The organism is Pseudomonas syringae group sp. J254-4 (genome assembly GCF_032586855.1).
GTDB classification, from domain to species: domain Bacteria; phylum Pseudomonadota; class Gammaproteobacteria; order Pseudomonadales; family Pseudomonadaceae; genus Aquipseudomonas; species Aquipseudomonas amygdali.
The window spans coordinates 35,588-59,715 of record NZ_JAWHOO010000008.1 but is presented as its reverse complement, the minus strand read 5'-3'; the positions used below and the strand labels follow the sequence as shown (position 1 = coordinate 59,715).

Sequence of the window (24,128 nt, the reverse complement as noted above, 5' to 3'; positions counted from 1 at the left end):
GCCCGAAAAACCTCGAACCTGACCCGGTTCGGGGTTTTTCAGCTTTTGACCTGTGGTTCAGTCGCGATAGAAGACCTGCACCAGGTGATAACCGAATTTGCTTTTGATCGGGCCGTGCACCACGCGTAGCGGCTTCTTGAAGATCACCTGATCGATGGCACCGACCATTTGCCCTGGCCGGACTTCGCCCAGATCGCCGCCACGTTTGCCGGACGGGCAGCTAGAATGCTTTTTAGCCAGCACGTCAAACGCCTCACCCTTGGCAATGCGCAGCTTGAGCTGTTCGGCCTCTTCGGCGGTCTTCACCAGAATATGGCGGGCTTGGGCTTTCATGTCGCAATATCACCTGCTGCAAAAGGCTGCCATTATGCCTGCACTTGCTGATCGACGCCCGCGCGTCACGCGTGCCGTCATGACGGTCGTCGTCTTTTTACTTCATTTTGTACGGTATTGATTATGGATTTTCCGGCGCTGTTGAAGATTCTGGCCAGTCAGGACGGATCGGACCTGTATCTTTCCACCGGAGCGCCGCCGTGCGCCAAGTTCAACGGCGTGCTCAAGCCGCTGGGCAGTGAAACCCTCAAGCCTGGCGAGGTGGCGTTGATTGCTCAGGGGCTGATGGACGAGGAGCAGAAGCTCGAATTCCTGCGCGAACTAGAGATGAACCTTGCCGTTTCGCTGGCGGGCATTGGCCGGTTCCGGATCAACATCTTCATGCAGCGTAACGAGGTGTCCATCGTCGCGCGGAATATCAAGCTGGATATTCCGCGTTTCGAGGACCTGTTCCTGCCACCCGTACTGCTCGACGTGATCATGGAAAAGCACGGTCTGGTGTTGTTCGTCGGTGCCACCGGCTCGGGCAAATCGACCTCGTTGGCAGCGCTGATCGATTACCGCAACCGCAACGCCAGCGGCCATATCATCACCATTGAAGACCCGGTCGAATTTATCCATCGGCACAAGAAGTCCATCGTCAACCAGCGTGAAGTGGGGGTCGATACCCGCAGTTTCCGCGCGGCGCTGAAGAACACGTTGCGTCAGGCTCCGGATGTGATTCTGATCGGCGAAATTCGTGACCGCGAGACCATGGAGCATGCGCTGGCGTTTGCCGACACCGGCCACCTGGCGATCTCGACCCTGCATGCCAACAACGCCAACCAGGCGCTGGACCGGATCATCAACTTCTTCCCGGAAGAGCGTCGTGCGCAGTTGCTGCATGACCTGGGCAACAACCTCAAGGCGTTCGTGTCCCAGCGACTGGTCAGAACCCCGGACGGCAAACGCCGCGCAGCGGTGGAAGTGATGATGGGCACGCCGACCATTCGCGACCTGATTCAGCGCAACGAACTGACCGAGCTCAAGGGCATCATGGAGAAATCCGGCAGCCTCGGTATGCAGACCTTCGACACGGCGTTGTTCAATCTGGCCGTCGAAGGGGCGATCAGCGAGGAGGAGGCGTTGAAAAATGCCGACTCGCAGAACAACGTACGTCTGCGCCTCAAACTGCACAGTGAAGGCGGTGCCGGAACCCTGACCACACCGCCGCCGGCCCCGACCGGCAGCAGCACGGCGAGCACCGCCGAGTGGGGGCTGGTCGATGACGACGCGCCGGGGCCGCAGGCGTAAATCGGTGACGCTCCTGCGCCCTCCGCGCAGAAGCTTCATTATGGGCCAGATCAGTCTGGATGCGCCGCCGCCAGCAATTCCTGTGTGTAGGGGTGCTGCGGTGAGTCGAACACATCGTGGCTGGCGCCGCGCTCGACAACCTTGCCGTCCTTTACCACGATGACATCATGGGCGAGGGCCTTGACCACCGCCAGGTCATGACTGATGAACAGGTACGTCAGGCCGTGCTTTTCCTGAAGCTCGCGCAGCAGTGCGACGATTTGTTTCTGCACGGTGCGGTCCAGCGCCGAGGTAGGCTCGTCGAGCAGAATCAGCGCGGGTTTCAGCACCAGCGCCCGCGCAATGGCGATACGCTGACGTTGACCGCCGGAAAACTCATGGGGGTAGCGATGCCGGCTCTGCGGATCGATGCCGACTTCTTCCAGTGCCCGAATGACCTCTGCATCGCATTTCGCCGGGTTGTACTGGCTGTGTACCTCCAGGCCCTCACTGATGATCTGCGCCACTGACATGCGCGGGCTGAGGCTGCCGTAAGGGTCCTGAAAGACCACTTGCATCTCTTTACGCCACGGGCGCATCTGTTTCTGGCTCAGGCCGTCCAGCGCCTGCCCGCGAAAGCGGATACTGCCGCGTGACTCCAGCAGACGCAGGATCGCCTGGCCCAGTGTCGACTTGCCGGAACCCGACTCACCAACGATACCGAGGGTCTTGCCGCGCTCGATACTCAGGCTGATGTCATCCACCGCCTTGAGGTACTCCTTGTGCCGCCGCAGAATGCCGCCGGTCAGGGAGAACCAGACTTTCAGGTTGTCGACCTGCAGAACCGTTTCCCGAGTGTCGCGTGGCAGCGGCTCGCCCGCAGGTTCGGCGTCGAGCAGCAGACGGCTGTAAGGATGCTGTGGCGATTTGAACAGCGACTTGCAATCGGACTGCTCGACGATCTCGCCGGCACGCATCACGCAGACGCGCTGCGCCACACTATGAACCAGATTGAGATCATGACTGATCAACAGCAGCGACATGTCCAGGCGCTGCTGCAGCTCCTTGAGCAGCACGAGGATCTTACGTTGCACGGTGACGTCCAGCGCAGTGGTCGGTTCGTCGGCAATCAGCAGTTCCGGTTCGCAGGCCAGTGCCATGGCTATCATCACCCGCTGGCGTTGGCCTCCGGACAGTTCGTGCGGGTAGGCTTTCAGGCGTTTTTCCGGCTGTTGAATGCCTACCAGCTCCAGCAGCTCGACAATGCGTTTCTGCGCTTCACGGCCACTGATGCCGCGATGCAGCAGCAGCGTCTCGCCTATCTGCCGGGCCACGCTGTGCAGCGGGTTCAGCGAGGTCATCGGTTCCTGGAAAATCATCGCAATGCGGTTGCCACGCAGCTCGCGCAGGGTGCGCTGGTCGGCACCCACCAGTTGTTGACCCCGGTAGGTGATGCTGCCGGTGGTCAGCGTGCCGTTGCACGGCAGCAGTTGCAGGATCGAATGGGCAGTAACGGACTTGCCGGAGCCAGATTCACCCACCAATGCCAGGCATTCACCGCGGCGCACGTCCAGGCTCAGGTTGCTGACCACTTTCTGCCCGTTGAAGGCGACGCTCAGGTCGCGGATTTCGATCAGGTTTTCCGACATGTCAGGACCTCGGGTCGAAGGCATCACGCAGCGCCTCGCCTATGAATACCAGCAGCGTCAGGATCAACGCGAGGGAGAAGAACGCTGTCAGGCCCAGCCAGGGTGCCTGCAGGTTCTGCTTGCCCTGGGCGATCAGCTCGCCCAGTGACGCGCTGCCCGCCGGCATGCCGAAACCCAGGAAATCCAGCGCGGTCAGGGTCGAAATGGCACCGGTCAGGATGAATGGCAGATAGCTCAGCGTCGCAGTCATCGCGTTGGGCAGGATGTGACGCATGATTATCGTCCGGTCCCCCAGGCCCAGTGCACGCGCTGCCTTGACGTACTCCAGGTTGCGCCCACGGAGGAACTCGGCGCGCACGACGTCGACCAGCGTCAACCATGAAAACAGCGCCATGATACCCAGCAGCCACCAGAAATCGGGTTCGACGAAGCCTGACAGGATGATCAGCAGGTACAGCACAGGCAAGCCGGACCAGACCTCCAGCAGACGTTGGCCGAGCAAGTCTACCCAGCCGCCGTAATAGCCTTGCAACGCGCCAGCGGTGATGCCAATCAGCGCGCTGATGAAGGTCAGCACCAAGGCAAACAGAATTGAAATGCGCGCACCGAAAATCACCCTGGCCATTACATCGCGCGCCTGATCGTCTGTACCCAGCCAGTTGCTTGCAGAGGGTGGGCTAGGCGCTGGTGTCGTCAGTTCATAATTGGGCGTGTCGTCACTGAACGGGACTGGCGGAAACAGCATCCAGCCGTCGCCCTTGGTAATCAGCTGACGTACGTAGTCGCTGCGGTAATCCGGCTGGAAGGGCAGTTCGCCGCCAAATTGTTGCTCGGTGTAGCGCTTGAACACCGGAAAGTAGAGCGAGTGCTGGTAACTGACCATCAGTGGTTTGTCATTGGCGATCAGCTCACCGCCCAGAGTCAGGGCAAACAGTGCGCAGAACAGCCACAGCGACCACCAGCCCCGGCGATTGCTGCGAAATCGCTCCAGACGGCGGCGGGCCAGCGGCGAGAGGCTACGCATCATGCATTCCTCGCGCTGAAGTCGATTCGGGGGTCAACCAGCGTGTAGCAGACATCGCCAATCAGTTTTATCAGTAGGCCGAAAACGGTAAAGATGAACAGCGAGCCGAACACCACCGGATAATCCCGCGAAACGGCCGCTTCATAGCTCATGCGGCCCAGGCCATCCAGCGAGAAGATCACTTCGATCAGCAGCGAACCGGCAAAGAACACGCTGATGAACGCCTGCGGAATACCCGACACGACCAGCAACATGGCATTGCGGAACACATGGCCATAGAGCACGCGCCGCTCGCTCATGCCCTTGGCGCGGGCGGTAGTCACATACTGACGGGTTATTTCGTTGAGAAAGGAATGTTTGGTCAGCAGGGTCAGTGTGGCAAAACCGCCAATCACCAGCGCTGAAACAGGCAGCACCAAATGCCAGAAATAGTCAGCGATCTTGCCGACGGTGCTCAGTTGCTCGAAGTTGTCCGAGACCAGCCCGCGCACCGGAAACCAGTTCAGCGACGTGCCACCGCAGAACACTACCACCAGCAGCATGGCGAACAGGAAGGCTGGCGTGGCGTAACCGATGATGATCGCGGTGCTGCTCCAGATATCGAACTGACTGCCATGTTTGACCGCTTTGCGAATACCCAGCGGGATGGATACCAGGTACGTCAGCAACGTTGCCCAGAGGCCCAATGATATGGAGACCGGCATTTTTTGCAGAATAAGGTCGGTCACCGTGGCGCCGCGAAAGAAGCTGTTGCCGAAATCCAGTCGGGCGTAACTCTTCAGCATCAGCCAGAGCCGCTCATGCAAGGGTTTGTCGAAACCATATTGACGTTCGATCTGCTTGATCAATACCGGGTCCAGTCCTCGGGACGCTCGAGAGTGACCGGCACCGGCCGACTCGGTCGCACTCGCGCCCACGGTCGCACCGCCAATTCCCTGCAAGCGTGCAATGGCCTGTTCGACAGGGCCGCCCGGCGCGGCCTGCACGATGAAAAAGTTGACCAGCAAAATACACAGCAGGGTAGGGATGATCAGCAGCAGGCGACGCAAAATATAGCCGAGCATTCAGTGCATCTCCGAAACGATGGCTGAAGCACCGCGTTTTTCAGCGAACTGCTCGTTGGTCAATGGCGTCGGGCTGATTTCCCACCATGTTTCGATGGCTTCATTGTTGCTGGCCTGAATTTTCGGAATGCCGAAACGGTTCCACCAGACGGTGGAAGAGCCGGGCGGGTAATAATTGGGAATCCAGTAGTAATTCCATTGCAGTACCCGGTCCAGGCAATGTGCATAGTCGGTCATGGTCTGCTTGTTGTCGGCCTTGAGCAGCCCTGCAATCAGGGTGTCTACGGCGGGGTCCTGAAGTGCCATGTAATTGCTGGAACCTGGGTCCATCGCTACTTTCGAGCCAAAGCTGTTGTACAACTCGGCCCCCGGCGAGGTAGAAACCGGGTAGCCGGTGACAATCATGTCGTAATCGCGGGCCATTACCCGGTTGAGGTATTGCGCGGAATCGATGCGACGAATATCAAAATGAATGCCGATCTGCGTCAGCGTGCGTTTATACGGCAGCAGCATCCGCTCGAAACCGTTCTGTGCGTTGAGAAACGTAAAGCTGAAGGGTTCGCCCTGAGCATTAACCAGTTGGTCGCCCTGCGGCGTCCAGCCAGCCTCTTTCATCAGCGCCAGTGCTTGCAGTTGCTTGTCGCGAATGAAGCCTGTGCCATCGGTTTTTGGCGCCTTGAATACGCTGTCGAACACCTGGTCAGGGACCCTGCCACGCAGCGGCTCAAGGATTTTCAGTTCAGCGGGAGTCGGCAGCTCGCTGGCAGCCAACTCCGAGTTGGAGAAGAAGCTGTCCTGGCGAATGTACATGTTGCGCATCATCTGCCGGTTGGTCCATTCAAAGTCCCAGAGCAACGACAGCGCCTGGCGCACGCGGCGGTCCTGGAACATCGGTCGGCTCAGGTTGAATACGAAACCCTGCGAGCTTTGCACCGCACCCTTGGCCAGTTGGGCCTTCTGCAAGCGACCGTCACTGATTGCCGTGCCGTCATAGCGGATTGCATAGCCAGTCGCGGAAAACTCGCGATTGTAATCGTAGGCTCCGCCCTTGAGTACGGTGCGTGCTACATCGATGTCGCCGAAATACTCGATGCTGAAGGTGTCGAAGTTGTACAGGCCTTTGCTGACCGGCAGGTCTTTGCCCCACCAGCCTGGGTCGCGTTGAAACGTGATGGTGCGCCCCGGGTCGACATGGCTGATGGTGTAAGGCCCGCTGCCCGGAGGAACTTCAAACCCCGCGCCACTGGCGAAGTCTCGGGATTTCCACCAGTGCTCGGGGAATACCGGCAGCGAAGCCAGGTCAAGGGGCAGGGTGCGGTTATCGCTGTTCTTGAAGTCGAAGCGGATTTGCGAAGGCGATTCGACCTCCAGGCCCTGGACCGCTTCAAACTGGGTTCGGTATTGCAGGTTGCCCTGCGTCATCAGCAGCTCGTAGGTGTACTTCACGTCACTGGCGGTAATCGGTGTGCCGTCCGCGAAACGTGCCTTGGGGTTCAGGTAAAAGCGCAGGGAGAGGCCGTCCGCGCCACGCTCCATTTTCTCGGCGACAAGTCCGTAGACGGTGTAGGGCTCATCCATCGAGCGCGTAGCCAATGGGGAGTAAAGCATGCCATTAATCTGCGAAACGCCCATACCCTTGTCGGTGAAGGGCATCAGGTGGTCGAACTGGCCGATTTCGATGGCCGAGCGTCGCATGCTGCCGCCTTTGGGCGCGTCCGGGTTCACGTAATCGAAGTGCTTGAAGTCGGCTGGATAGCGTGGTGCTTCGCCGTAAACGGTCAGGGCGTGTTGCGGGGCTGCGGACAGCGATTGAACAACGCCAACGAAGGTCAGCGTCAAGGCGAGCAACGATGAAAAAACAAAACGCATGACTCGAATCCTGACTGACGTTCGCAAGCGAATGTCAGGGTTAAAGGCGACTAACTGTAAAGGTATGGCGAAAATCCCGGCAGCGCTCATGCCTCTGCATCGCGCTATCTTCTACAGACAAATGGCCGCTTCGCCAAGCCACTGCGCGCAGGCTGGGCCACTGCGCTGTTGAAAACGACCACATACAAAAACGGCCCATCCGAAGATGAGCCGTCTGGCATGCGGCGCAGCAGGATCAGTCCTGGCGGCTGGTCACTTCCAGCAGGTGGTAGCCGAACTGAGTCTTTACCGGACCCTGAACGGTGTTCACCGGAGCACTGAATACGACAGTGTCGAATTCCTTGACCATCTGGCCTGGACCGAACGAACCCAGGTCACCGCCCTGACGGCTCGATGGGCAGCTGGAGTTGGCCTTGGCGATTTCAGCGAAATCAGCGCCGCCTTCGATCTGAGCCTTGAGTTCGTTGCATTTTTCTTCGCTCGAAACAAGGATGTGGCGGGCAGTGGCTTTAGCCATGGGGAATAATCTCCTGTGAAAAAAAAGAAACAGCCTACCGGATTCAGTGCGGTATTTCCCGACAAAGTTCCTTCGCTCTGTTTATCTGTAACGCAGACGGTCAACCGCGCGACGCAATAGCTGTTCGGTGCCTTCCCAGCCAAGGCAGCCATCGGTGACCGAAACGCCGTACTGCAGCGTCCCGCCCAATGCCTGGCAGCCGTCGAACAGGTGGCTCTCGATCATCATGCCGATCAGTGAGGTATTGCCGGCCAGGCGCTGTTCAAGAACATCGTTAAAGACGTGGGGCTGGCGTGACGGGTCCTTGCCACTGTTGGCGTGGCTGCAATCGACCATGATTCGCGATGCGATATTGTTTTTGGTCAGGCTGGCCTGCACCCGAGCGACACTCTGGCCATCGTAGTTGGGGCCGCTGTGGCCGCCGCGCAGCACAATGTGAGTGTCCGGATTGCCCTGCGTCTGGATGATTGCCGGATGACCGTGACCGTCCATGCCGAAGTGGCGATGCGGATGCGCCGCTGAACGCATTGCATCGCTGGCCACCGCGACGCCACCGTCAGTGCCATTCTTGAAGCCGACTGCCATGGGCAGCCCGCTGGCCATTTCCCGATGGATTTGCGACTCGGTGGTACGTGCGCCGATCGCGACCCAACTGAGCAGGTCATCGAAATAGCCCGCGGCCATGGGTTGCAGTATCTCGGTGGCAATCGGCAGGCCCATGCCCAGCATGTCACACATCAGTTGTCGCGACAGCGCAAGGCCTTCAGCCATATCGTCACTGCCGTCCAGATGGGGATCGTACGCCAGGCCTTTCCAGCCCACTGTCGTGCGCGGCTTTTCGACGTAGGCGCGCATGACCAGCAGCATCTGGTCACTGACTTGCGCCGCAAGGCCGGCCAGTCGCTCGGCATATTCACGAGCAGATTGTGGGTCATGGATCGAGCAGGGGCCCACGATAACGAGCAGTCGCGAGTCTTCACCTTCAAGGATGGCGCGTACGGCGCGGCGATGGGCAGCAACCTGTTCGGTCAGCGCTGCATTCAGTGGCAGGCGCATTTTCAGTTCAATCGTGCCGGGCAGGCGTTTCGAGGCGGGGCTGTTGTCTGCCAGAGCAACGGCATGGCTGGACAGGTCGGACGGTTTTACGGCAACGGACGAATTCATATTCTGGCTTCCTGGGCTGGCGGGGCAGTCCCGCGCAGACCTACTGGGGTGTTCGACAAAGGGCCTTATTGGCCGGGCGTTTGTGGTTGCCACCTGGCAGTGACCGAACGGAGGCGGCAGGCTGTCCCGAACGGAGATGGCTAAATCGCCAAGCGAAGTCGATGTCGTTGCGGTAATAAGTGGCATAGTTCATGTCGTGATCCTCAATGTGCAGCGTGATATTTAGGAAGGGTTGAAAATACCTGACCCTGAAAAAACAAAACCCCCGGTCGGGAAGCCGACCGGGGGTAGAGAATTCTCTGGTTGGCGTCCCCTTGAAGTGGGCGCCGGATGGGTATCAGGCGCGCCAGTGGCTAAACCAATACCCATAATAAGAGTTGAGCTGAACAGGAGCATTCACCGAGGCAACCCGCACAGCCACAGCGCATGCACGGCAGGAAATGCCGGTGGCCGCTTTAAGCAGTGATGAAGTGGATTGCAGCATGGTGGGTCTCCGTTGATTGCTCCGAAGCTTACTTCAGGAGCGGCGGCGCATTCAATTGGAAAATTCAATCACCAGGATTATCAATGGCTACGAGCATTGACGTGGTGGTCCAGAGGGCGAGGGGTAAACCGCTCAACGGCTGATGACAGTTACCTGGCGGCAGGCTATGGTGCGGCCAGGCTTCTACATATTGATATTGCGCCTGCAGTCTCCGGCAGGATCAGCTACTCTTCACCCATTACTTCTTCCTGCGGGGTTTGCATGTTCGGGATCGTCCCGATCTTCATGCCCAGCAATACGGCTACCTTATGCGCTTCACCGCGCCTGCCTTTCTTGCGGCCTGCCAGCACCTGGTAAGTGGTCGCCGGATCAATGCTGTTTTCCCGAGCGAATTCCTGAACAGATTTTCCCTGTTGTTCGAGCCAGGCCTTGGCTTGTGCGGCGGTGCGTATTCCGGGCATAGTTCAAAACCGTTCAAATCTATTCAATTCCGCGGGATTCTAACATTCGTTAGGATGGCTTTAACAGGATCATAGATTCAAATGAGTGGAATCGGTTGTCGGCTGAGAAAAGAACGAGAGCGTCTGAGCATGTCTCAGCGTACCTTCGGTGAAATAGGGGGAGTTGAGGCTAACGCCCAGGGAAAGTATGAAAATGGTGATCGCGCGCCCAAGGCCGATTACCTGGCTGCGGTGGCGGCCAAAGGTGTGGATGTGCTCTATGTGCTGACGGGAGCGCGCACGCCGGTGCCGATTGACAACCTCAGTGTGATCGAAGAAAAGATTCTGGGTAATTACCGGGTGTTGGCCAAGGATGATCAGGATGCGATCAGGCGTTTGACGACGACCATTGCCGAGCTTTCCGCTCCTGAAAAGCTTCCTTAGGGTAAGCATTGCGAGGCGGACATGCAGCCTGCTTTCCTGCGGCCTGCGGGTTTTTTTTGTCGTTCTCGAAGCACCCACCGTCAAGTTGTCGAGAGTCTGAGTTAGCAGTGCTAGGTCTGACTCATTGTTTTTGTTATGGTGATTGGCATTCGTTATGACCGTTGCGCGAGGTGTCTGCTTGATTAAGGTGCTAGTTGTCGATGACCATGATCTTGTCCGGACAGGCATCACACGCATGCTGGCCGACATAGACGGTCTGCAGGTTGTCGGGCAGGCTGATTCCGGCGAGGAATCACTGAAGAAGGCGCGCGAGCTCAAGCCTGATGTTGTACTCATGGACGTCAAGATGCCGGGCATCGGTGGGCTGGAGGCGACGCGCAAGATGCTGCGCAGCCACCCTGATATCAAGGTCGTCGCAGTCACTGTCTGTGAAGAAGACCCGTTTCCGACCCGTTTGCTGCAGGCAGGTGCTGCCGGCTACATGACCAAGGGTGCGGGGCTTGCCGAAATGGTCCAGGCCATTCGCTTGGTGTTTGCCGGTCAGCGTTACATCAGCCCGCAGATTGCCCAGCAGCTGGCCTTGAAGTCGTTTCAGCCGCAGGTCAACAATTCGCCGTTCGATCTGCTTTCCGAGCGTGAAATCCAGATTGCCCTGATGATTGTCGGCTGCCAGAAAGTCCAGACCATCTCGGACAAGCTGTGCCTGTCACCGAAAACCGTTAATACCTACCGATACCGTATCTTTGAAAAGCTCTCGATCAGCAGTGATGTTGAACTGGCTTTGCTCGCTGTACGTCACGGCATGGTTGATGCCAGCGCCTGAACATGACCCAGACTTTCGATCCAAGTGCATTTCTCGCGACCTGTAGCGGTCGTCCCGGCGTCTACCGTATGTTCGACGCCGAAGCCACACTGCTTTACGTCGGCAAGGCCAAGAACCTCAAGAAGCGTCTTGCCAGCTATTTTCGCAAGACCGGACACGCGCCAAAGACCGGAGCGCTGGTGTCGCGCATCGCCCAGATTGAAACGACCATCACGGGCAACGAAACTGAAGCGCTGTTGCTGGAGCAGACCCTCATCAAGGAGTGGCGGCCGCCCTACAACATTCTGCTGCGTGACGATAAGTCCTATCCCTATGTGTTTCTGTCCGATGGTAACTACCCGCGACTGAGTATTCATCGGGGAGCCAAAAAGGCCAAGGGCCGTTATTTCGGGCCTTACCCGAGTGCCGGCGCGATTCGCGAGAGCCTTAGCCTGCTGCAGAAGACCTTTCAGGTGCGGCAGTGCGAGGACAGCTACTTCAAGAACCGCACACGTCCTTGCCTGCAATACCAGATCAAACGTTGCAAAGGGCCGTGTGTCGGGCTGGTCGAGCCTGAGGTGTATGCCGAGGACGTACGTCACTCGGTGATGTTTCTCGAGGGACGCAGCAATGCCCTGAGTGACGAACTGAACGCCTCCATGGAAAAAGCCGCGATGGCGCTCGACTTCGAACGCGCAGCCGAGTTGCGCGATCAGGTCGCCTTGTTGCGCCGCGTCCAAGATCAGCAAAGCATGGACGGCGGTACCGGCGATGTCGATGTGGTCGCCGCGTTCGTCAACCCTGGCGGTGCCTGCGTGCACCTGATCAGCGTGCGGGGCGGGCGGGTGCTGGGCAGCAAGAACTTCTTCCCGCAGGTCGGCATAGAAGAGGAGGTCGGCGAAGTGATGTCGGCATTCCTGGCTCAGTATTTCCTCGGCGGCATCGACCGTGAGCTGCCCGGCGAAGTCATCGTCAATGTCATCAACGACGATTTCCCTGCGTTCGTCGACGCCGTCGAAGAACTGCGCGGCGTCGAGATGGTTATCAGTCATCGCGTGCGCGGCACCCGGGCGCGCTGGCAGCAAATGGCGGTCACCAATGCCGAGCAGGCACTGACTGCGCGGCTGGCCAACCGTCAGCATGTTGCGTCGCGGTTCGAAGCGCTGGCCAAGGTGCTGGGGCTTGAAGATCCGCCAATGCGCCTCGAATGCTACGACATCAGCCACTCCAGTGGTGAGGCGACCGTAGCGTCCTGTGTGGTGTTCGGTCCGGAAGGCCCGATCAAGTCCGATTACCGGCGTTTCAATATCGAAGGCGTGACGGCGGGCGACGACTATGCCGCCATGCACCAGGCCTTGACCCGACGTTACAGCCGCATCAAGGCCGGGGAGGGCAAGTTGCCGGATGTGCTGCTGGTGGACGGCGGCAAGGGCCAGATGTCCATGGCCCGTGATGTGCTCAATGAATTGCAGGTGCCTGATCTGATTCTGCTCGGTGTCGCCAAGGGCACCACGCGCAAGGCGGGCTTTGAAACCCTTTACTTGAACGACGCAGCACATGAATTCACGCTGCCCGGCGATTCTCCGGCGTTGCACCTTATTCAGCAGATTCGCGACGAGGCTCACCGCTTCGCAATCACCGGTCACCGCGCGCGGCGCGGCAAGACCCGGCGCACCTCGACCCTTGAAGGCGTTGCAGGCGTCGGGCCGACCCGGCGTCGTGACCTGCTCAAACATTTCGGCGGATTACAGGAATTGTCCCGTGCCAGCATCGATGAAATCGCAAAAGCACCCGGAATCAGTAAAAAGCTGGCAGAGTCGATTTATGCAAACCTGCACAGCGAGTAGAATGCCCGCTCACCTCGTAGCCAGTTGTGCCGATGAATATCCCTAATCTGATCACCGTACTACGCGTTTTATTGATTCCGATCTTCATTTTGCTGTTCTACATGCCTTATCACTGGAGCTACATGGCCGCCAGTGCAGTCTTTGCGTTCGCTGCGGCGACCGACTGGCTCGACGGGTATCTGGCCCGCCGTCTTGAACAAAGTACGCCTTTTGGCGCCTTTCTCGACCCGGTAGCAGACAAACTGATGGTGGCCGTGGCATTGGTGCTGCTGGTTCAGGCGCATGCCAATCTGTGGCTGACGCTGCCCGCAGCGGTGATCATCGGTCGCGAAATCGTGATTTCTGCACTCCGCGAGTGGATGGCGGAAATCGGCGCGCGTGCGCAGGTTGCCGTTTCCAATATGGGCAAATGGAAAACCGCGGCGCAAATGCTCGCGCTGGTTATTCTGCTGGGTAACCCGCCTGCGATCACGATCTGGGTGATTCTCGGCTACGCATTGCTGCTCGTTGCAGCGGGGCTGACCCTGTGGTCGATGGTGCAATACCTCAGAGCCGCATGGCCGCACCTCAAGACTACGGCAGAAAAAAAATAAGTTTTTGAATCAAGGGCTTGACGCAGCTTTCTGAAACGCTAGAATAGCGCCCGTCATCAAGACAATGCGGGAATAGCTCAGTTGGTAGAGCACGACCTTGCCAAGGTCGGGGTCGCGAGTTCGAGTCTCGTTTCCCGCTCCAAATCTAAATCCATGTATGCCCAAAAGGCATATGGGATTAACAAAAAAGACGCTTAGGCGTCTTTTTTCGTTTTTGCGATAAATATCCCGGGTTTACTTTCTTGTGATGTACTTCTGCTTGTCTGAAGCAGTTTTGGCGTCCGAAGCCATATAGCCGTCGCTACCTCAAGCAGTCGAAGGAACAGTAGACCGGCTGGAGGCCATTATCGGGTACCCGCTGCGCACCTACGAAGACTTCGTCAAGGAAGCCACTGTCGGTTGAATCGTCGGCAGGGCAGCCATCCTGCCGGGTAAGAAACCCGGCAGTCAGCGCTTTAATAGTTCACCCAGGCGGTATCGTTATTGGCAGCGCTGTACCCAGCGCACACCTTCTACGCCAGTGTCGATACCCGGCTTGGTAGCCCATGCCATGCGTTGCCTCTGAACTTCGAAACTCATCTGGTCAGGGCGTCCATCCCACCATTCGATACTCGCCTTCCCGACTACTATTTATAATGTTGCTCGAACACCGCTACCTGCTCCGGTGTAATGAGTTGAAAGGGCACCCAGACCTCGGCGTCGACCGGCTCGCCTTTGATCATTTTTATGGCCGATTGCAGAGCTGTGGTCGCTTGGGCCTTCGGGTCTTGAAACACCGAGGCTGCCAGCATTCCACGTTTGATTGCCGCCAGGCCATCAGGCAAGCCGTCAATGCCTACAATTGCAACTTCCCCCTTCGCTTTGCCAGCCTGTTGTAACGCCATGGCGGCGCCGATGGCCATCTCGTCGTTATTGGCCACGATGGCATCAACGGTTCTGCCCGCCAGTAGCCAGTTACTGGTCAGGTCCATACCTTTGTTACGTTGCCATTCCGCTGTTTGCTGCTCGACGATCGTTATGCCCGGATAGTCCTTGAGCACCTGTTTGACGCCTTCGCTGCGGTCGTGTGTCGAGTTCTGCGCAAGGTCACCCATGATGAGCGCGATAGTACCTTTGCCTCCCATCTTTTCTGCCAGATAGCGCATCTGCAATTGTCCTGCCTCAATGTCGTTGGACGCCACGGTGGTAACGCCCTTGGGCAAGACGCGCTCATCCGGGTGACGGTTGACGTAGACAAGCGGCATCTTTGCCTCGACCGCTGCGCGGGTCATATTTGCCGTGGCGGCGGTGTCCACCGGCAAGACGATAACCGCATCCACTTTCTGGCTGAGAAAGCCCTGAACCTGATTGATCTGGCGAACCACATCGCCTTGAGCGTCCTCGAACTGGAGCTGCACATTCTCTTTTCGGGCAGCTTCTTCCAGGCCGCTGCGCACATAGGTCATGAAGTTATCGTCGACTCTGGCGATCGTGACGCCAATTCGGTAACTCGCAGCAGCCCATTGGCTGGAAACCAGTAACAGCACGGCGATAAACAGTTTGCAGAAGGGCATGAGACGTTTCCTTTTGTTGTTATGTGTGACGTTCACCAAGACCTGTCATGAACGTTTCCAGCGCTTTTCACGAGAGCTTGCCAAGGTGTTCCTCAAGTCAGGGTGAAGGCTTTTTTGAAGCGTTCCAGTGCTGCTTCGCTGTTGCCACTGGCCCAGCCTTCAAGCCCGACGACACCCGTGTAGCCCATATCGAACAACGCTCTGGCAATGGCGGGATAATGAATTTCACCCGTACCAGGCTCTTGGCGACCGGGAACGTCGGCGACCTGGATTTCTCCTATGGCGCTGCCTGAGCGCTGGATGAGTTCGATCAGGTTTCCTTCGCCGATTTGCGCGTGATAAAGGTCCAGGTTCATTTTCAGGTGCGGGCTGCCCACGGCCTCGATCAGGGCCAATGTGTCTTCAGCGCGAGCGAACGGGGTGCCGGGGTGGTCGACCTCGGTATTCAGGTTTTCCAGCAAGAATACCCGGCCTGCCTCTTCGCCAAGGCGAGCGAGTTTTTCCAGCGTTTTGCAGGCACTCAGCCACATGCGTCCATTGACATGAGCCACCGGATTGACGGGCAGACCTTTGTCGTCAAGGCCCGTGCCATGCAGGTTCAGGCTCGGGCAATTGAGCCGGGCTGCAACCGCGAGGGATTCGCGTGCGCTGTCCAGCAGGTGCTGGATTGCGTCTGCGTCGGTCAGATTGCCGTGGGTGTAGCCAGTCATGGAGGTGAAATTCGCCCCTGTGGCAGCCAGCGCCGCGATGTCCTTATTGGCCCAGCTCCATATTTCGGCGCTGAAGCCCAGCTCGTGAATACGCCTGACACGCTCGGTGAAGGGTAAATCCAGGAACACCATCTCGGCGCTGACCGCTAATGTGAATGGTATGGAGCTCATGCGCAGACTCCTCGTGACACCGCCACCGGCCGGCCTTGCTGGAACGACTCGATGCAGGCGCGGGCAATGGCCAGCGCCGCTCGGGCATCTTCGCCACTGGCCAGGGGTTTGGCCCCGGTACGCAGGCAGTCGGCAAAATGATTGAGTTCGGCGATGTAGGCGTCACGCAGCAGGTCGGTGTCCAGTCGTTGGGAGTCGGCCTGTATGCCATTGGCCAGATAACGGGTCAGATCAGATTCACTGACGTTGCCCATAGTCAACATGCCGGCACTGCCGAAGACCTCGCCCCGGACGTCGTAACCGTAGACCGCCTGAAAGCTGGCTTCAGCGGTGGCAATGGCACCGTTGTCGAAACGGATCATCACCACCGCTGTGTCCAGAAACCCATTGTTCTTGTAATCCGGTGCAATCAGCGCATCAGCGATGACGAACACGCTGACTGCCTCGGCACCGGGGTTCAGGTAGCGCAGGGTATCGAAGTCATGAATCAGCGTTTCAAGAAAGATCACCCATTGCGGCGAGGCTGCCGGATTGTTCAGCGCAGGATCTCGGGTTAACGAGCGCAACAGTTGCGGTGTACCTATACGCCCCTCAACCACGTTCAGATGAGCCGTACGAAAGCTTTTGGCGAAGCGACGGTTGAAACCGACTTGCAAGGGCACGCCGGCATCGGCGGCCGCAGCGATAGCGCGGTCGGCTTCCTCGAGAGTGATCGCCATGGGTTTCTCGCAAAAAACGCCCTTGCCGGCCCGCGCCGCGCTGATGACCAATTCTGCGTGGCTGCGCGCGGGGGCAGCGATCAGCACGCCATCCAGGTCTGGGTCGTCCAGCAATTGCTGCGGGTCGGTGTAGACCCGATCTACCCCTAACTCTGCGGCCAGACGCGACGCTTGGCCGGGAGTGGGGTCGGCGATGGCTGCAAGGCAGGCACCGGGAATGTGGTAGGCAGCGGTCTGGCCGTGGAAGCTGCCCATGCGACCGGCACCGATCAGACCAAGGCGGAGAATTTTTTTGCTCATGAAATAACCCTTTTTAATTGTTGTTCGATTATTTCCCGGCTGTAAGCGCGCCGGGTAAAAGGGGGAAGAGCAAAGGCTATGCCACAAATTAAGCTATTGATTTTAAAGTGTTATTAATAATTTTTAGCCAAACAATGTTCATTTTAATGACATGTCTATACTGACATGTCGACTATATGAACATGGATACATCAATGCCCTCACAGTCTGCGACCTTTAGCGTGCAAGACCTCGGTTACCTCACAGCATTGGGTACGGTTGCACTCAACAGCGGTCCCATACCTGAACTGGAACAGGCCTGGCGGGCGCGCCTGAGTGGCGTTGACGAGCGCCCGGCGACGGTCAGGAAGGTTATTTGGGATTCCTGGGGACGCAGCATCGCAGGCGGCGTGAACCCGGAAGACAGCGACTACCGGTTTGTCGACCCTCAACACCTTGCGGCTACTCTGACGGCCAATCGGGTTTTGATTGCCGCAGCAGCTCAAGTGATGCGCGGCTTGCTTGCCTATAACCCGAGAGGCCATATCAACCTCACCGATGCTGAGGGCACCACACTGTATTTTTGCGGGCTGGATCTGACGCCGGTAGGTACGCGCTTGCTGGAGTCGGTGCAGGGCACCAACTGCACCGGGCTGGCCCTGGCTGAAGATTCCCTGGTGTATGTACTGGCAGAGGAAAACTTCGGTACAGGCCTTCGTCAGCGGCGGATGCATTGCGCTGCGGCGCCCATTCGCAATGCCCAAGGCAAGACCCTGGCGATGCTGACCCTGACCGCAGAACCTGGCTGGTTCCATTTTCATACGCTCGGCACTGTCCAGGCGGCGGCCGAGGCCGTCTCGCGGCAAATGGCCTTGCAGGCGCTGCTGGAAGAACAGCAAACCGTTCTCGAAGTGCTCAACGAAGGTTTGGTGGTACTGGACGAACGAGGCTGTATAAAAGCGCTCAATCGCTATGCCCGGCAGCTTTTTCGGGTCGGCCTGGATTTGCTGGGCAGCCCGTTCCAGCGTCTGGGGCGCAGTGATTTGAACGAGCAGATTCTGGCGCGTATCGGTGAAGGGCTGCGGGACCTGGACTGCACCTTTGAACTGCATGATTTCAGCCAGTTGTCCTGTCTGGTTTCGGTATGCCCACTGGAGCAGGGCGGGCGCGTGGTGTCGCTGCGAGAAAATCGGCGCATTCGGGAGATCACCCGGCGAATTATCGGCACTCAGGCCCGTTACACGTTCGAGACCATTCAGGGCCGTTCACGGGCGATTGCAGATGCCGTGCATTTCGGGCGGATCGCCAGTCGCAGCGATTCCACCACCTTGATTCTTGGCGAAAGCGGCACCGGCAAGGAGTTGTTCGCCCAGGCGATCCATAATGCGAGTGACCGCAATAGCGGGCCTTTTGTAGCGGTCAACTGTGGCGCGATTCCCCGGGACCTGGTGCAAAGCGAGCTGTTCGGCCATGTCGAGGGCGCATTCACGGGTTCGGCTAAAGGCGGGTCGGCGGGCAAGTTCGAACTGGCCGATGGCGGCACGATCTTTCTTGATGAGATCGGCGACATGTCCTTCGACGCGCAGGTCAGCCTGTTACGGGTGTTGCAAGAGGGCGAAGTAACCCGGGTCGGGGCGAAAAGCTCGCGACCAGTGGATGTACGCATCATTGCCGCCACTCACCGTAACTTGAGTCAGGCAGTGGCCGAAGGCGCCTTTCGTGAAGATCTGTATTACCGACTCAACGTGCTCAACCTGACCGTACCGCCGCTGCGTATGCGTCGGGAAGACATTGCCTTGCTGGCGCAACATTTTCTTGATCGTTGTGCCCGTTCATTGCGCAAGTCAGTGCTGGGGCTTTCTGCGCAAGCTCTGGAATTGCTGGTGGCTTATAGCTGGCCGGGCAACGTGCGAGAGCTGGAAAACAGCATTGAGCGCGCGACCAATCTGGCCACGGGTGAGCTCGTCCAGCCCGCCGATCTGCCCCTTGAAATCAGGCAGCGCAGCGGCCCCGCGGTGCCGGGCCGGCTGCCAGTGCCTTTGGCGGCCCATGACCTTGGCACCCACGAAATGCACGCGATTATTGCGGCGCTCGAAAGCACCCGAGGCAACATTCGCCTCGCTGCTCGACAGCTGAACGTTTCCCGCGGCGGGCTGTACAACAAAATGAGTCGATTCGGCTTGAATGCCGCCGATTTTCGAGGGCTCTGACGCCGATCAGGCGTCGGTATTCTCCGAGGTCACGATCTGTAGCGGTACATACACCCGGTGCCTGAGCGGATCGAAGCTGTTGACGGTCTGCAACTCGATCAGCAGATTTACCAGTGCCTCGGCAATTTGAAGAGGCTGGGAGTCGATCACCACGTCAACCAGCCCGTTCGCGAGTGCGAGGCGCGACAGTTTGGTGGACTCCTGCAAAATGCAGCACAGCGCTGGACGTCTGGGCAGTTGCGCGAGGGCACTGATGATGCCGTCGCCACCACCGCCCACCACGCACAGCCCGCGCAGATCGTCATGATTGCCCAGCAATTCCAGGCTCGCCTCTTCGGTGATATCACAGTTGTCGAGGTTGATCAGCGGCACCAGAGGACGTAACCCCGGCGCATGTTCTGCCAGGTAACTGTGTAGCCCTTCAACCCGCGCCTGATGGCCAAGAAAGCGATGGCCGCCAAGCAAAATGCCGATGCTGCCTTTGCGAGCACCGCAGGTACGGGCCAGCAGCCAGCCCATGGTGCGTCCGACCTGATAATTGTTCTGACCGACATAAGGCTCATCGGCCTTCTCATGAATGTCTGAAAGCAGCGCTATCACCGGGACGCCAGCCTGGCGAATCTGTTCGAGAGCAGCGTTGATCAACGGGTGGGCGAAGCTGACCACCGCCAGGCCGTCACATTGCACTGCCAGTTGTTCGAGTTGGGCAACGATGGCGGCCGGGCTGCGATCAGTCACGTATTCGAACTGGCAGGTCAGATTGGCCCCGATACGACGTTGCGCGGCCTGGCCAATGGCCTGAGCGAGGTTGGCATAGAACGCCTGGGCGGTGTTCAGCAACAGAATGCCGAAACGGTAAGTGGGACGTTGCTCGACAATGCGCTGCGCAATCAGCCGTGCGGCGAAATAACCCACTGCTTCCGCGGCCTTCAGCACCTGCTCGGCGGTAGCGGGGTTTACCGGAGCGCGGGCGTTGAGCACGCGATCGACAGTCGCGACACTCAAGCCTGCCTGCGCGGCAACAGTCGCGATGGTGGGGCGCTTATTGTTATTCATGACATGCCCTTGAAGCGGCTTGATAGAAAACTATCAAGCACCGCAGATGCTCGATGATAGCTTGATAGTGAATGTATTCAAGGCCTTGAGAGGGGGGTGGGTGCTCTCTATATTTTCTTACGCAAAGTTCCTGAAACCTCACACTTGCGGAGAATAATAACAATGCCTCAAGACACTGCAGCCTGTCAGCGCGACTATAGCCTGACCGGCCCCGAAGCTGCCCGTGCAGCGGAAAAAGGCCTGGTATCTGCCGAGTGGTACCAGTCGCCCATCTCTCGTCAACGCATGAAACAATTGATGCAGCGCCGCGACGGCCCGGCCTTGCTCGACACTGCAATCTGGTTGCTGGCGCTGCTGGTCAGCGGTTTTGGCGGCTACTGGTTCTGGGGTTCCTGGGCATGTGTGCCGTTCTTCCTGGCTTACGGCGTTCTTTACGCAACAGCCTCCAACCCGCGCTGGCACGAGACTGGCCACGGCACCGCGTTCAAAACCCGGTGGATGAATGACGGGTTGTACCAGGTGGCCAGTTTCATGTGCATGTTCGAGCCACATGTATGGCGCTGGAGCCATGCGCGGCACCATACCGACACTATCGTGGTAGGCCGCGACCCGGAAATTGTCGAGCCACGGCCGCCGAGCCTTGTGATGATGTTCCTGAGCCTGTTTCAGATTCCCTTGCTGATCAAAACAATGGGCGGCGTGTGCCGACATGCTTTTGCGCACATGAGCGAGCAAGAGAAGGATTTCATCCCGGTGTCCGAATGGCCCAGAGTGTTTCTGGCCGCGCGTATCTGGCTCGCCATTTATGCCGGAGTGGTTGCTGCGGCACTGTATCTGCAAAGCTGGTTACCCCTCATGTACGTCGGTTTGCCCATGCTTTATGGCGGCTGGCTGTCTTACCTGTTCGGCCTTACTCAACATGTGGGGCTGGCTGAAGACGTGCTCGATCATCGCAGCAACTGCCGCACTATCTACATGAACCGCGTGCTGCGCTTTCTGTACATGAACATGAACTATCACCTTGAGCACCATATGTACCCGATGGTGCCGTATCACGCGTTGGCGCAACTTCATGAAGAGATCCGCCACGACTGTCCGCCGCCTTATGCCAGCCTCGGCGAAGCCTTCAAGGAAATTATTCCAACCCTCCTGAGGCAGCGCCGCGACCCGACCTACTTCATCAAGCGCCAGGTGTCACATGCTTCAGCGCCTGCCACCGCCGCACGTCCCCAGCCTGAAGCGACCTCCGGCTGACACTTTCCGGTTGTTCCCGAACGAGAGAGAAAAACCATGAACAATCAATGGATTGATGTATGCGCCGTGGGCGAAATTGATGAAGAAGACGTCATGCGCTTCGATCACGGCCCGCATACCTATGCCGTATACCGTTCCGCCGACAACGAATTTTTCGCCACGGCGGGCCTGTGCACCCACGAAAAGATTCACCTCGCCGACGGGTTGGTAATAGATCACGTCATCGAATGCCCTAAACATAACGGCCGCTTCGACTATCGCAATGGCAAAGCCCTGGGAGCACCCGTGTGCGTCAATCTCAAGACCTTTGCCGTACGGGTCGAAGCCGGGCGGGTTTTGCTTGCGGTCAGTGACTGAAAATCAGGAGTGCATGCCATGAATGCTCCATTGATTATCGTTGGCGCGGGTCATGCAGGTGGCCGTGCAGCGCTGACCTTGCGCGATCAGGGTTACGCCGGCCGACTGATACTGATCGGCGCCGAGCCGCACGTGCCGTATGAGCGTCCACCTTTGTCCAAGGGCGTGCTGCGAGGCTCCGTGGACCTGGCCGGTTGCAGCCTGTGTGCGGACACGCGCCTCACTGAGCTGGGTATCGAGCATCTGACCGACAATCCGGTAAAGAGCCTCGACCCGCAGGGTCATCGCCTGCAGTTGGCTGACGGCGATGAGTTGCCTTACAGCCGATTGCTGTTGGCGACCGGGGGCAGGGCGCGTTGCCTGGCACAGATCCCCAGGCACCTGAGCAATGTTTTCTACCTGCGCACCCACGATGAAGCATTGGCGTTGCGGGGTGCCTTGATCCACGGTTCACGCCTGGTGATCATCGGTGCCGGGTTCATTGGCCTTGAAGTTGCGGCGACGGCGCGGGCTCTAGGCTGCCAGGTGACGTTGCTCGAAGCAGGCCCTCGTCTGGCCGGGCGCGTCTTGCCTGAAGAAGTGTCCCGGGCATTGCTGGATTTGCATCGGCAGCACGGCGTCGATGTACAACTCAATGTCGTGCTTGAAGGCGTGCAAGGCAATGAGCGCGCCGAGTCAGTGCTGCTGGTCGACGGCCGGAGTGTGCTTTGTGACGCAGTGGTTGTCGGCGTTGGCATGCAGCCGAACATCGAGCTTGCAGTAGCGGCTGGCCTTGCCGTGGGGCAAGGGATTCGTGTCGACGATCGACTGCGCACCAGCGCCCCGGACATCTTCGCCGCCGGTGATGTGTGTGAGTATCGCCTGCACCCGGAGGGGGTATATCAGCGGCAGGAGACCTGGCGCAACGCCGAAGCGCAGGGGCGCCACAGCGCATTGAATATGCTGGGGTACGATCTTCCGTTCCAGGAGGTGCCCGGCTTCTGGTCCGATCAGTACGACTGGAGCGTGCAGACAGTCGGTGTAACCACGCAGCCCCTGCCTTCAGCCAGCCGCGCATTGGCCTGCGGTGGGCGGTTGCTGTTCTACCTGGATGCGCAACAACGACTGCAGGGTGCCTGTGGCCTGGCGCTGGGCAACAGCGTTGCCAAAGATATCAAGCTGTGTGAGCGCCTGATCGTTGCCAGAACTCCGCTGAGCGTCACCATGCTCAACGACCCCAAGTGTTCGCTCAAACAACTGCTGAGGCTCTGACATGGACACATTTCTGGTATTTCAGTCGCTATGGGCCATGCAGGACCATCGTGGCCAGTGTGACCTTCCCATCGAGGTGCAACTGGACAGAATTGCCGCCGCCGGCTTTGACGGGTTCACCGACCATTACTGGCATGCCCCCGATGTCATGCGGCTGCATGCCGCCGCAGAGGCCCGTGGCTTACAGATTGAAGGTCAGCTATTCCCACAGACAGTAGCCGATCTGGACAGGGCGCTTGAAGTTGCTTGCCGCTACGGTTGTCACCACCTGACTCTGCAGGCCGATGCACGTCCGCGGACGCTGGCCCAGGCGATCACGTTGATCGAGGGCTGGCAGCGTCTGGCCGAGCAGGTGGACTTTCCGGTTCTGCTGGAAACTCACCGTTACCGCCTTACCAGTGATCTGTTGTTTACCCTCGACGTGCTGGAGCAGATGCCGGACCTCAAACTGTTGGCTGATTTGTCTCACTACGTGGTAGGTCGGGAGTTGCCCGAGTCGGCGACGGCCGAGGACGACGAGCACATTCACAGCATCTTGCGCCATAGTTGGGGCTTTCACGGCCGTATAGCCAATAGTGAACAAGTGCAGGTGCCTTTGAGCTTTGCACAACACCGCCCCTGGCTTGAGCGGTTTTCAGCCTGGTGGCGTTACGGTATTGAAGATTGGCTGGCTCGACCGAATAAACCAGCCAGCCTGTCTTTCACGTGCGAGCTGGGCCCACCCCCGTATGCAATCACAGGGAGTGACGGGCGCGAAATTTCAGATCGCTGGAGCGAGGCACTGTTACTCAAGGATCTGATTCGCGGAATCTGGAATGATTGCCGTTCAAGGGTCTGACGGGTTCAGCCCGCTTGATGCGAATGGTGAACTCTTCAAAAGCATACCGATGTGTACATTTTAGGTTGACGACCCATCGCCAACGGTTTAAAACTATACACGTCGGTACAGTTTTGGTGGTCTCGCAGTTCATTGCAGACTGACACATATCCAGAACAGTCCGGCAGCGCCTCGCAGAGCAGTCTGATGATGATCGATTAAATGCCGTGCAACGCGGTACGTCGCGAT

21 protein-coding genes, 1 tRNA gene and 1 pseudogene are annotated in these 24,128 nt (G+C 58.4%); 11 read left to right on the top strand and 12 right to left on the bottom strand.

Translation table 11 applies throughout. The annotated features are described in order from the left end of the window. Positions 1–57: 57 nt before the first annotated feature. Positions 58–333: a peptidylprolyl isomerase gene (locus RYB09_RS12165; RefSeq protein ID WP_002553334.1), complete on the bottom strand. Its 276-nt coding sequence runs from the start codon at positions 331–333 to the stop codon at positions 58–60. 123 nt (positions 334–456) lie between these two features. On the opposite strand from RYB09_RS12165, the gene RYB09_RS12160 reads away from it, so the two are divergent. Continuing rightward, positions 457–1,626: a PilT/PilU family type 4a pilus ATPase gene (locus tag RYB09_RS12160; protein WP_058402324.1), complete on the top strand. Its 1,170-nt coding sequence runs from the start codon at positions 457–459 to the stop codon at positions 1,624–1,626. Positions 1,627–1,676: 50 nt separating this feature from the next. Here the strand turns inward: RYB09_RS12160 and RYB09_RS12155 are convergent, their stop codons facing one another. The 7 genes from RYB09_RS12155 to RYB09_RS12125 all read right to left on the bottom strand — a co-directional run bounded on the left by RYB09_RS12155 (position 1,677) and on the right by RYB09_RS12125 (position 9,837). Then, entirely contained in the window at positions 1,677–3,254 is a 1,578-nt protein-coding gene (locus RYB09_RS12155) for an ABC transporter ATP-binding protein (protein ID WP_122259997.1), read from the bottom strand. Position 3,255: 1 nt separating this feature from the next. Then, positions 3,256–4,278, bottom strand: coding sequence for an ABC transporter permease (locus tag RYB09_RS12150; RefSeq protein ID WP_122259996.1), 1,023 nt, complete (start codon positions 4,276–4,278; stop codon positions 3,256–3,258). Then, the gene (locus tag RYB09_RS12145; protein ID WP_316888620.1) at positions 4,278–5,342 is read right to left on the bottom strand and encodes a microcin C ABC transporter permease YejB; all 1,065 of its coding nucleotides are present in this window, start codon (positions 5,340–5,342) and stop codon (positions 4,278–4,280) included. The genes RYB09_RS12150 and RYB09_RS12145 overlap by 1 nt, the downstream gene beginning before the upstream one ends. Next, on the bottom strand, positions 5,343–7,211 hold the full coding sequence (locus RYB09_RS12140) for an extracellular solute-binding protein (RefSeq protein ID WP_316888618.1): 1,869 nt from the start codon (positions 7,209–7,211) through the stop codon (positions 5,343–5,345). Between the two features lie 235 nt (positions 7,212–7,446). After that, positions 7,447–7,728 carry a peptidylprolyl isomerase gene (locus RYB09_RS12135; RefSeq protein ID WP_002553340.1) on the bottom strand — a complete coding sequence of 94 codons (282 nt, stop codon included), beginning with the start codon at positions 7,726–7,728 and terminating at the stop codon, positions 7,447–7,449. Between the two features lie 81 nt (positions 7,729–7,809). Beyond that, entirely contained in the window at positions 7,810–8,892 is a 1,083-nt protein-coding gene (locus tag RYB09_RS12130) for a 3-deoxy-7-phosphoheptulonate synthase (protein WP_122259994.1), read from the bottom strand. A gap of 708 nt (positions 8,893–9,600) precedes the next feature. After that, positions 9,601–9,837: a DNA-binding protein gene (locus tag RYB09_RS12125; RefSeq protein WP_002553342.1), complete on the bottom strand. Its 237-nt coding sequence runs from the start codon at positions 9,835–9,837 to the stop codon at positions 9,601–9,603. A gap of 129 nt (positions 9,838–9,966) precedes the next feature. Between RYB09_RS12125 and RYB09_RS12120 the strand changes: the two genes are divergently transcribed. From RYB09_RS12120 to RYB09_RS12100, 5 genes are all read left to right on the top strand, one after another. Beyond that, positions 9,967–10,260: a helix-turn-helix domain-containing protein gene (locus RYB09_RS12120; RefSeq protein ID WP_005746418.1), complete on the top strand. Its 294-nt coding sequence runs from the start codon at positions 9,967–9,969 to the stop codon at positions 10,258–10,260. Positions 10,261–10,438: 178 nt separating this feature from the next. Then, on the top strand, positions 10,439–11,083 hold the full coding sequence (uvrY, locus tag RYB09_RS12115) for a UvrY/SirA/GacA family response regulator transcription factor (RefSeq protein ID WP_002553344.1): 645 nt from the start codon (positions 10,439–10,441) through the stop codon (positions 11,081–11,083). 2 nt (positions 11,084–11,085) lie between these two features. Then, the gene (uvrC, locus tag RYB09_RS12110; RefSeq protein WP_005732030.1) at positions 11,086–12,909 is read left to right on the top strand and encodes an excinuclease ABC subunit UvrC; all 1,824 of its coding nucleotides are present in this window, start codon (positions 11,086–11,088) and stop codon (positions 12,907–12,909) included. Between the two features lie 32 nt (positions 12,910–12,941). Continuing rightward, entirely contained in the window at positions 12,942–13,502 is a 561-nt protein-coding gene (gene pgsA / locus RYB09_RS12105) for a CDP-diacylglycerol--glycerol-3-phosphate 3-phosphatidyltransferase (protein WP_002553346.1), read from the top strand. Positions 13,503–13,568: 66 nt separating this feature from the next. Further along, a tRNA-Gly gene (locus RYB09_RS12100) sits at positions 13,569–13,644 on the top strand. Positions 13,645–14,128: 484 nt separating this feature from the next. On the opposite strand, the gene RYB09_RS12095 is transcribed toward RYB09_RS12100, so the two are convergent. From RYB09_RS12095 to RYB09_RS12085, 3 genes are all read right to left on the bottom strand, one after another. After that, on the bottom strand, positions 14,129–15,055 hold the full coding sequence (locus RYB09_RS12095) for a sugar ABC transporter substrate-binding protein (protein ID WP_316888613.1): 927 nt from the start codon (positions 15,053–15,055) through the stop codon (positions 14,129–14,131). Positions 15,056–15,147: 92 nt separating this feature from the next. Then, on the bottom strand, positions 15,148–15,936 hold the full coding sequence (locus tag RYB09_RS12090; RefSeq protein ID WP_011168510.1) for a TIM barrel protein: 789 nt from the start codon (positions 15,934–15,936) through the stop codon (positions 15,148–15,150). Further along, a complete protein-coding gene (locus RYB09_RS12085; protein WP_316888609.1) occupies positions 15,933–16,955 on the bottom strand; it encodes a Gfo/Idh/MocA family oxidoreductase in 1,023 nt (340 codons plus the stop codon). The genes RYB09_RS12090 and RYB09_RS12085 overlap by 4 nt, the downstream gene beginning before the upstream one ends. 194 nt (positions 16,956–17,149) lie before the next feature. On the opposite strand from RYB09_RS12085, the gene RYB09_RS12080 reads away from it, so the two are divergent. Further along, entirely contained in the window at positions 17,150–19,144 is a 1,995-nt protein-coding gene (locus RYB09_RS12080) for a sigma-54 interaction domain-containing protein (protein WP_316888607.1), read from the top strand. A gap of 6 nt (positions 19,145–19,150) precedes the next feature. Here the strand turns inward: RYB09_RS12080 and RYB09_RS12075 are convergent. Next, positions 19,151–20,241, bottom strand: a pseudogene (locus RYB09_RS12075) (LacI family DNA-binding transcriptional regulator). A 121-nt stretch (positions 20,242–20,362) separates the two neighbouring features. On the opposite strand from RYB09_RS12075, the gene RYB09_RS12070 reads away from it, so the two are divergent. From RYB09_RS12070 to RYB09_RS12055, 4 genes are read left to right on the top strand one after another with little or no spacing between them, the layout of a single operon-like run. Continuing rightward, positions 20,363–21,454, top strand: a complete 1,092-nt coding sequence (locus RYB09_RS12070; protein ID WP_004667662.1) for a fatty acid desaturase family protein — start codon at positions 20,363–20,365, stop codon at positions 21,452–21,454. A gap of 36 nt (positions 21,455–21,490) precedes the next feature. Further along, complete coding sequence (locus tag RYB09_RS12065; protein WP_002553354.1) at positions 21,491–21,811, top strand: MocE family 2Fe-2S type ferredoxin; 321 nt, start codon at positions 21,491–21,493, stop codon at positions 21,809–21,811. 18 nt (positions 21,812–21,829) lie between these two features. Next, positions 21,830–23,062, top strand: coding sequence for an NAD(P)/FAD-dependent oxidoreductase (locus tag RYB09_RS12060; protein WP_316888604.1), 1,233 nt, complete (start codon positions 21,830–21,832; stop codon positions 23,060–23,062). 1 nt (position 23,063) lies between these two features. Then, on the top strand, positions 23,064–23,900 hold the full coding sequence (locus tag RYB09_RS12055; protein ID WP_316888602.1) for a sugar phosphate isomerase/epimerase: 837 nt from the start codon (positions 23,064–23,066) through the stop codon (positions 23,898–23,900). The last annotated feature ends 228 nt before the right edge of the window (positions 23,901–24,128 follow it).

What these genes read in the sequence shown, in the direction of transcription:
- RYB09_RS12165 (WP_002553334.1), bottom strand. Translation starts at nt 333, where the DNA reads ATGAAAGCCCAAGCCCGCCATATTCTGGTGAAGACCGCCGAAGAGGCC.
- RYB09_RS12160 (WP_058402324.1), top strand. Translation starts at nt 457, where the DNA reads ATGGATTTTCCGGCGCTGTTGAAGATTCTGGCCAGTCAGGACGGATCG.
- RYB09_RS12155 (WP_122259997.1), bottom strand. Translation starts at nt 3,254, where the DNA reads ATGTCGGAAAACCTGATCGAAATCCGCGACCTGAGCGTCGCCTTCAAC.
- RYB09_RS12150 (WP_122259996.1), bottom strand. Translation starts at nt 4,278, where the DNA reads ATGCGTAGCCTCTCGCCGCTGGCCCGCCGCCGTCTGGAGCGATTTCGC.
- RYB09_RS12145 (WP_316888620.1), bottom strand. Translation starts at nt 5,342, where the DNA reads ATGCTCGGCTATATTTTGCGTCGCCTGCTGCTGATCATCCCTACCCTG.
- RYB09_RS12140 (WP_316888618.1), bottom strand. Translation starts at nt 7,211, where the DNA reads ATGCGTTTTGTTTTTTCATCGTTGCTCGCCTTGACGCTGACCTTCGTT.
- RYB09_RS12135 (WP_002553340.1), bottom strand. Translation starts at nt 7,728, where the DNA reads ATGGCTAAAGCCACTGCCCGCCACATCCTTGTTTCGAGCGAAGAAAAA.
- RYB09_RS12130 (WP_122259994.1), bottom strand. Translation starts at nt 8,892, where the DNA reads ATGAATTCGTCCGTTGCCGTAAAACCGTCCGACCTGTCCAGCCATGCC.
- RYB09_RS12125 (WP_002553342.1), bottom strand. Translation starts at nt 9,837, where the DNA reads ATGCCCGGAATACGCACCGCCGCACAAGCCAAGGCCTGGCTCGAACAA.
- RYB09_RS12120 (WP_005746418.1), top strand. Translation starts at nt 9,967, where the DNA reads ATGTCTCAGCGTACCTTCGGTGAAATAGGGGGAGTTGAGGCTAACGCC.
- uvrC (WP_005732030.1), top strand. Translation starts at nt 11,086, where the DNA reads ATGACCCAGACTTTCGATCCAAGTGCATTTCTCGCGACCTGTAGCGGT.
- pgsA (WP_002553346.1), top strand. Translation starts at nt 12,942, where the DNA reads ATGAATATCCCTAATCTGATCACCGTACTACGCGTTTTATTGATTCCG.
- RYB09_RS12095 (WP_316888613.1), bottom strand. Translation starts at nt 15,055, where the DNA reads ATGCCCTTCTGCAAACTGTTTATCGCCGTGCTGTTACTGGTTTCCAGC.
- RYB09_RS12090 (WP_011168510.1), bottom strand. Translation starts at nt 15,936, where the DNA reads ATGAGCTCCATACCATTCACATTAGCGGTCAGCGCCGAGATGGTGTTC.
- RYB09_RS12085 (WP_316888609.1), bottom strand. Translation starts at nt 16,955, where the DNA reads ATGAGCAAAAAAATTCTCCGCCTTGGTCTGATCGGTGCCGGTCGCATG.
- RYB09_RS12080 (WP_316888607.1), top strand. Translation starts at nt 17,150, where the DNA reads ATGCCCTCACAGTCTGCGACCTTTAGCGTGCAAGACCTCGGTTACCTC.
- RYB09_RS12070 (WP_004667662.1), top strand. Translation starts at nt 20,363, where the DNA reads ATGCCTCAAGACACTGCAGCCTGTCAGCGCGACTATAGCCTGACCGGC.
- RYB09_RS12065 (WP_002553354.1), top strand. Translation starts at nt 21,491, where the DNA reads ATGAACAATCAATGGATTGATGTATGCGCCGTGGGCGAAATTGATGAA.
- RYB09_RS12060 (WP_316888604.1), top strand. Translation starts at nt 21,830, where the DNA reads ATGAATGCTCCATTGATTATCGTTGGCGCGGGTCATGCAGGTGGCCGT.
- RYB09_RS12055 (WP_316888602.1), top strand. Translation starts at nt 23,064, where the DNA reads ATGGACACATTTCTGGTATTTCAGTCGCTATGGGCCATGCAGGACCAT.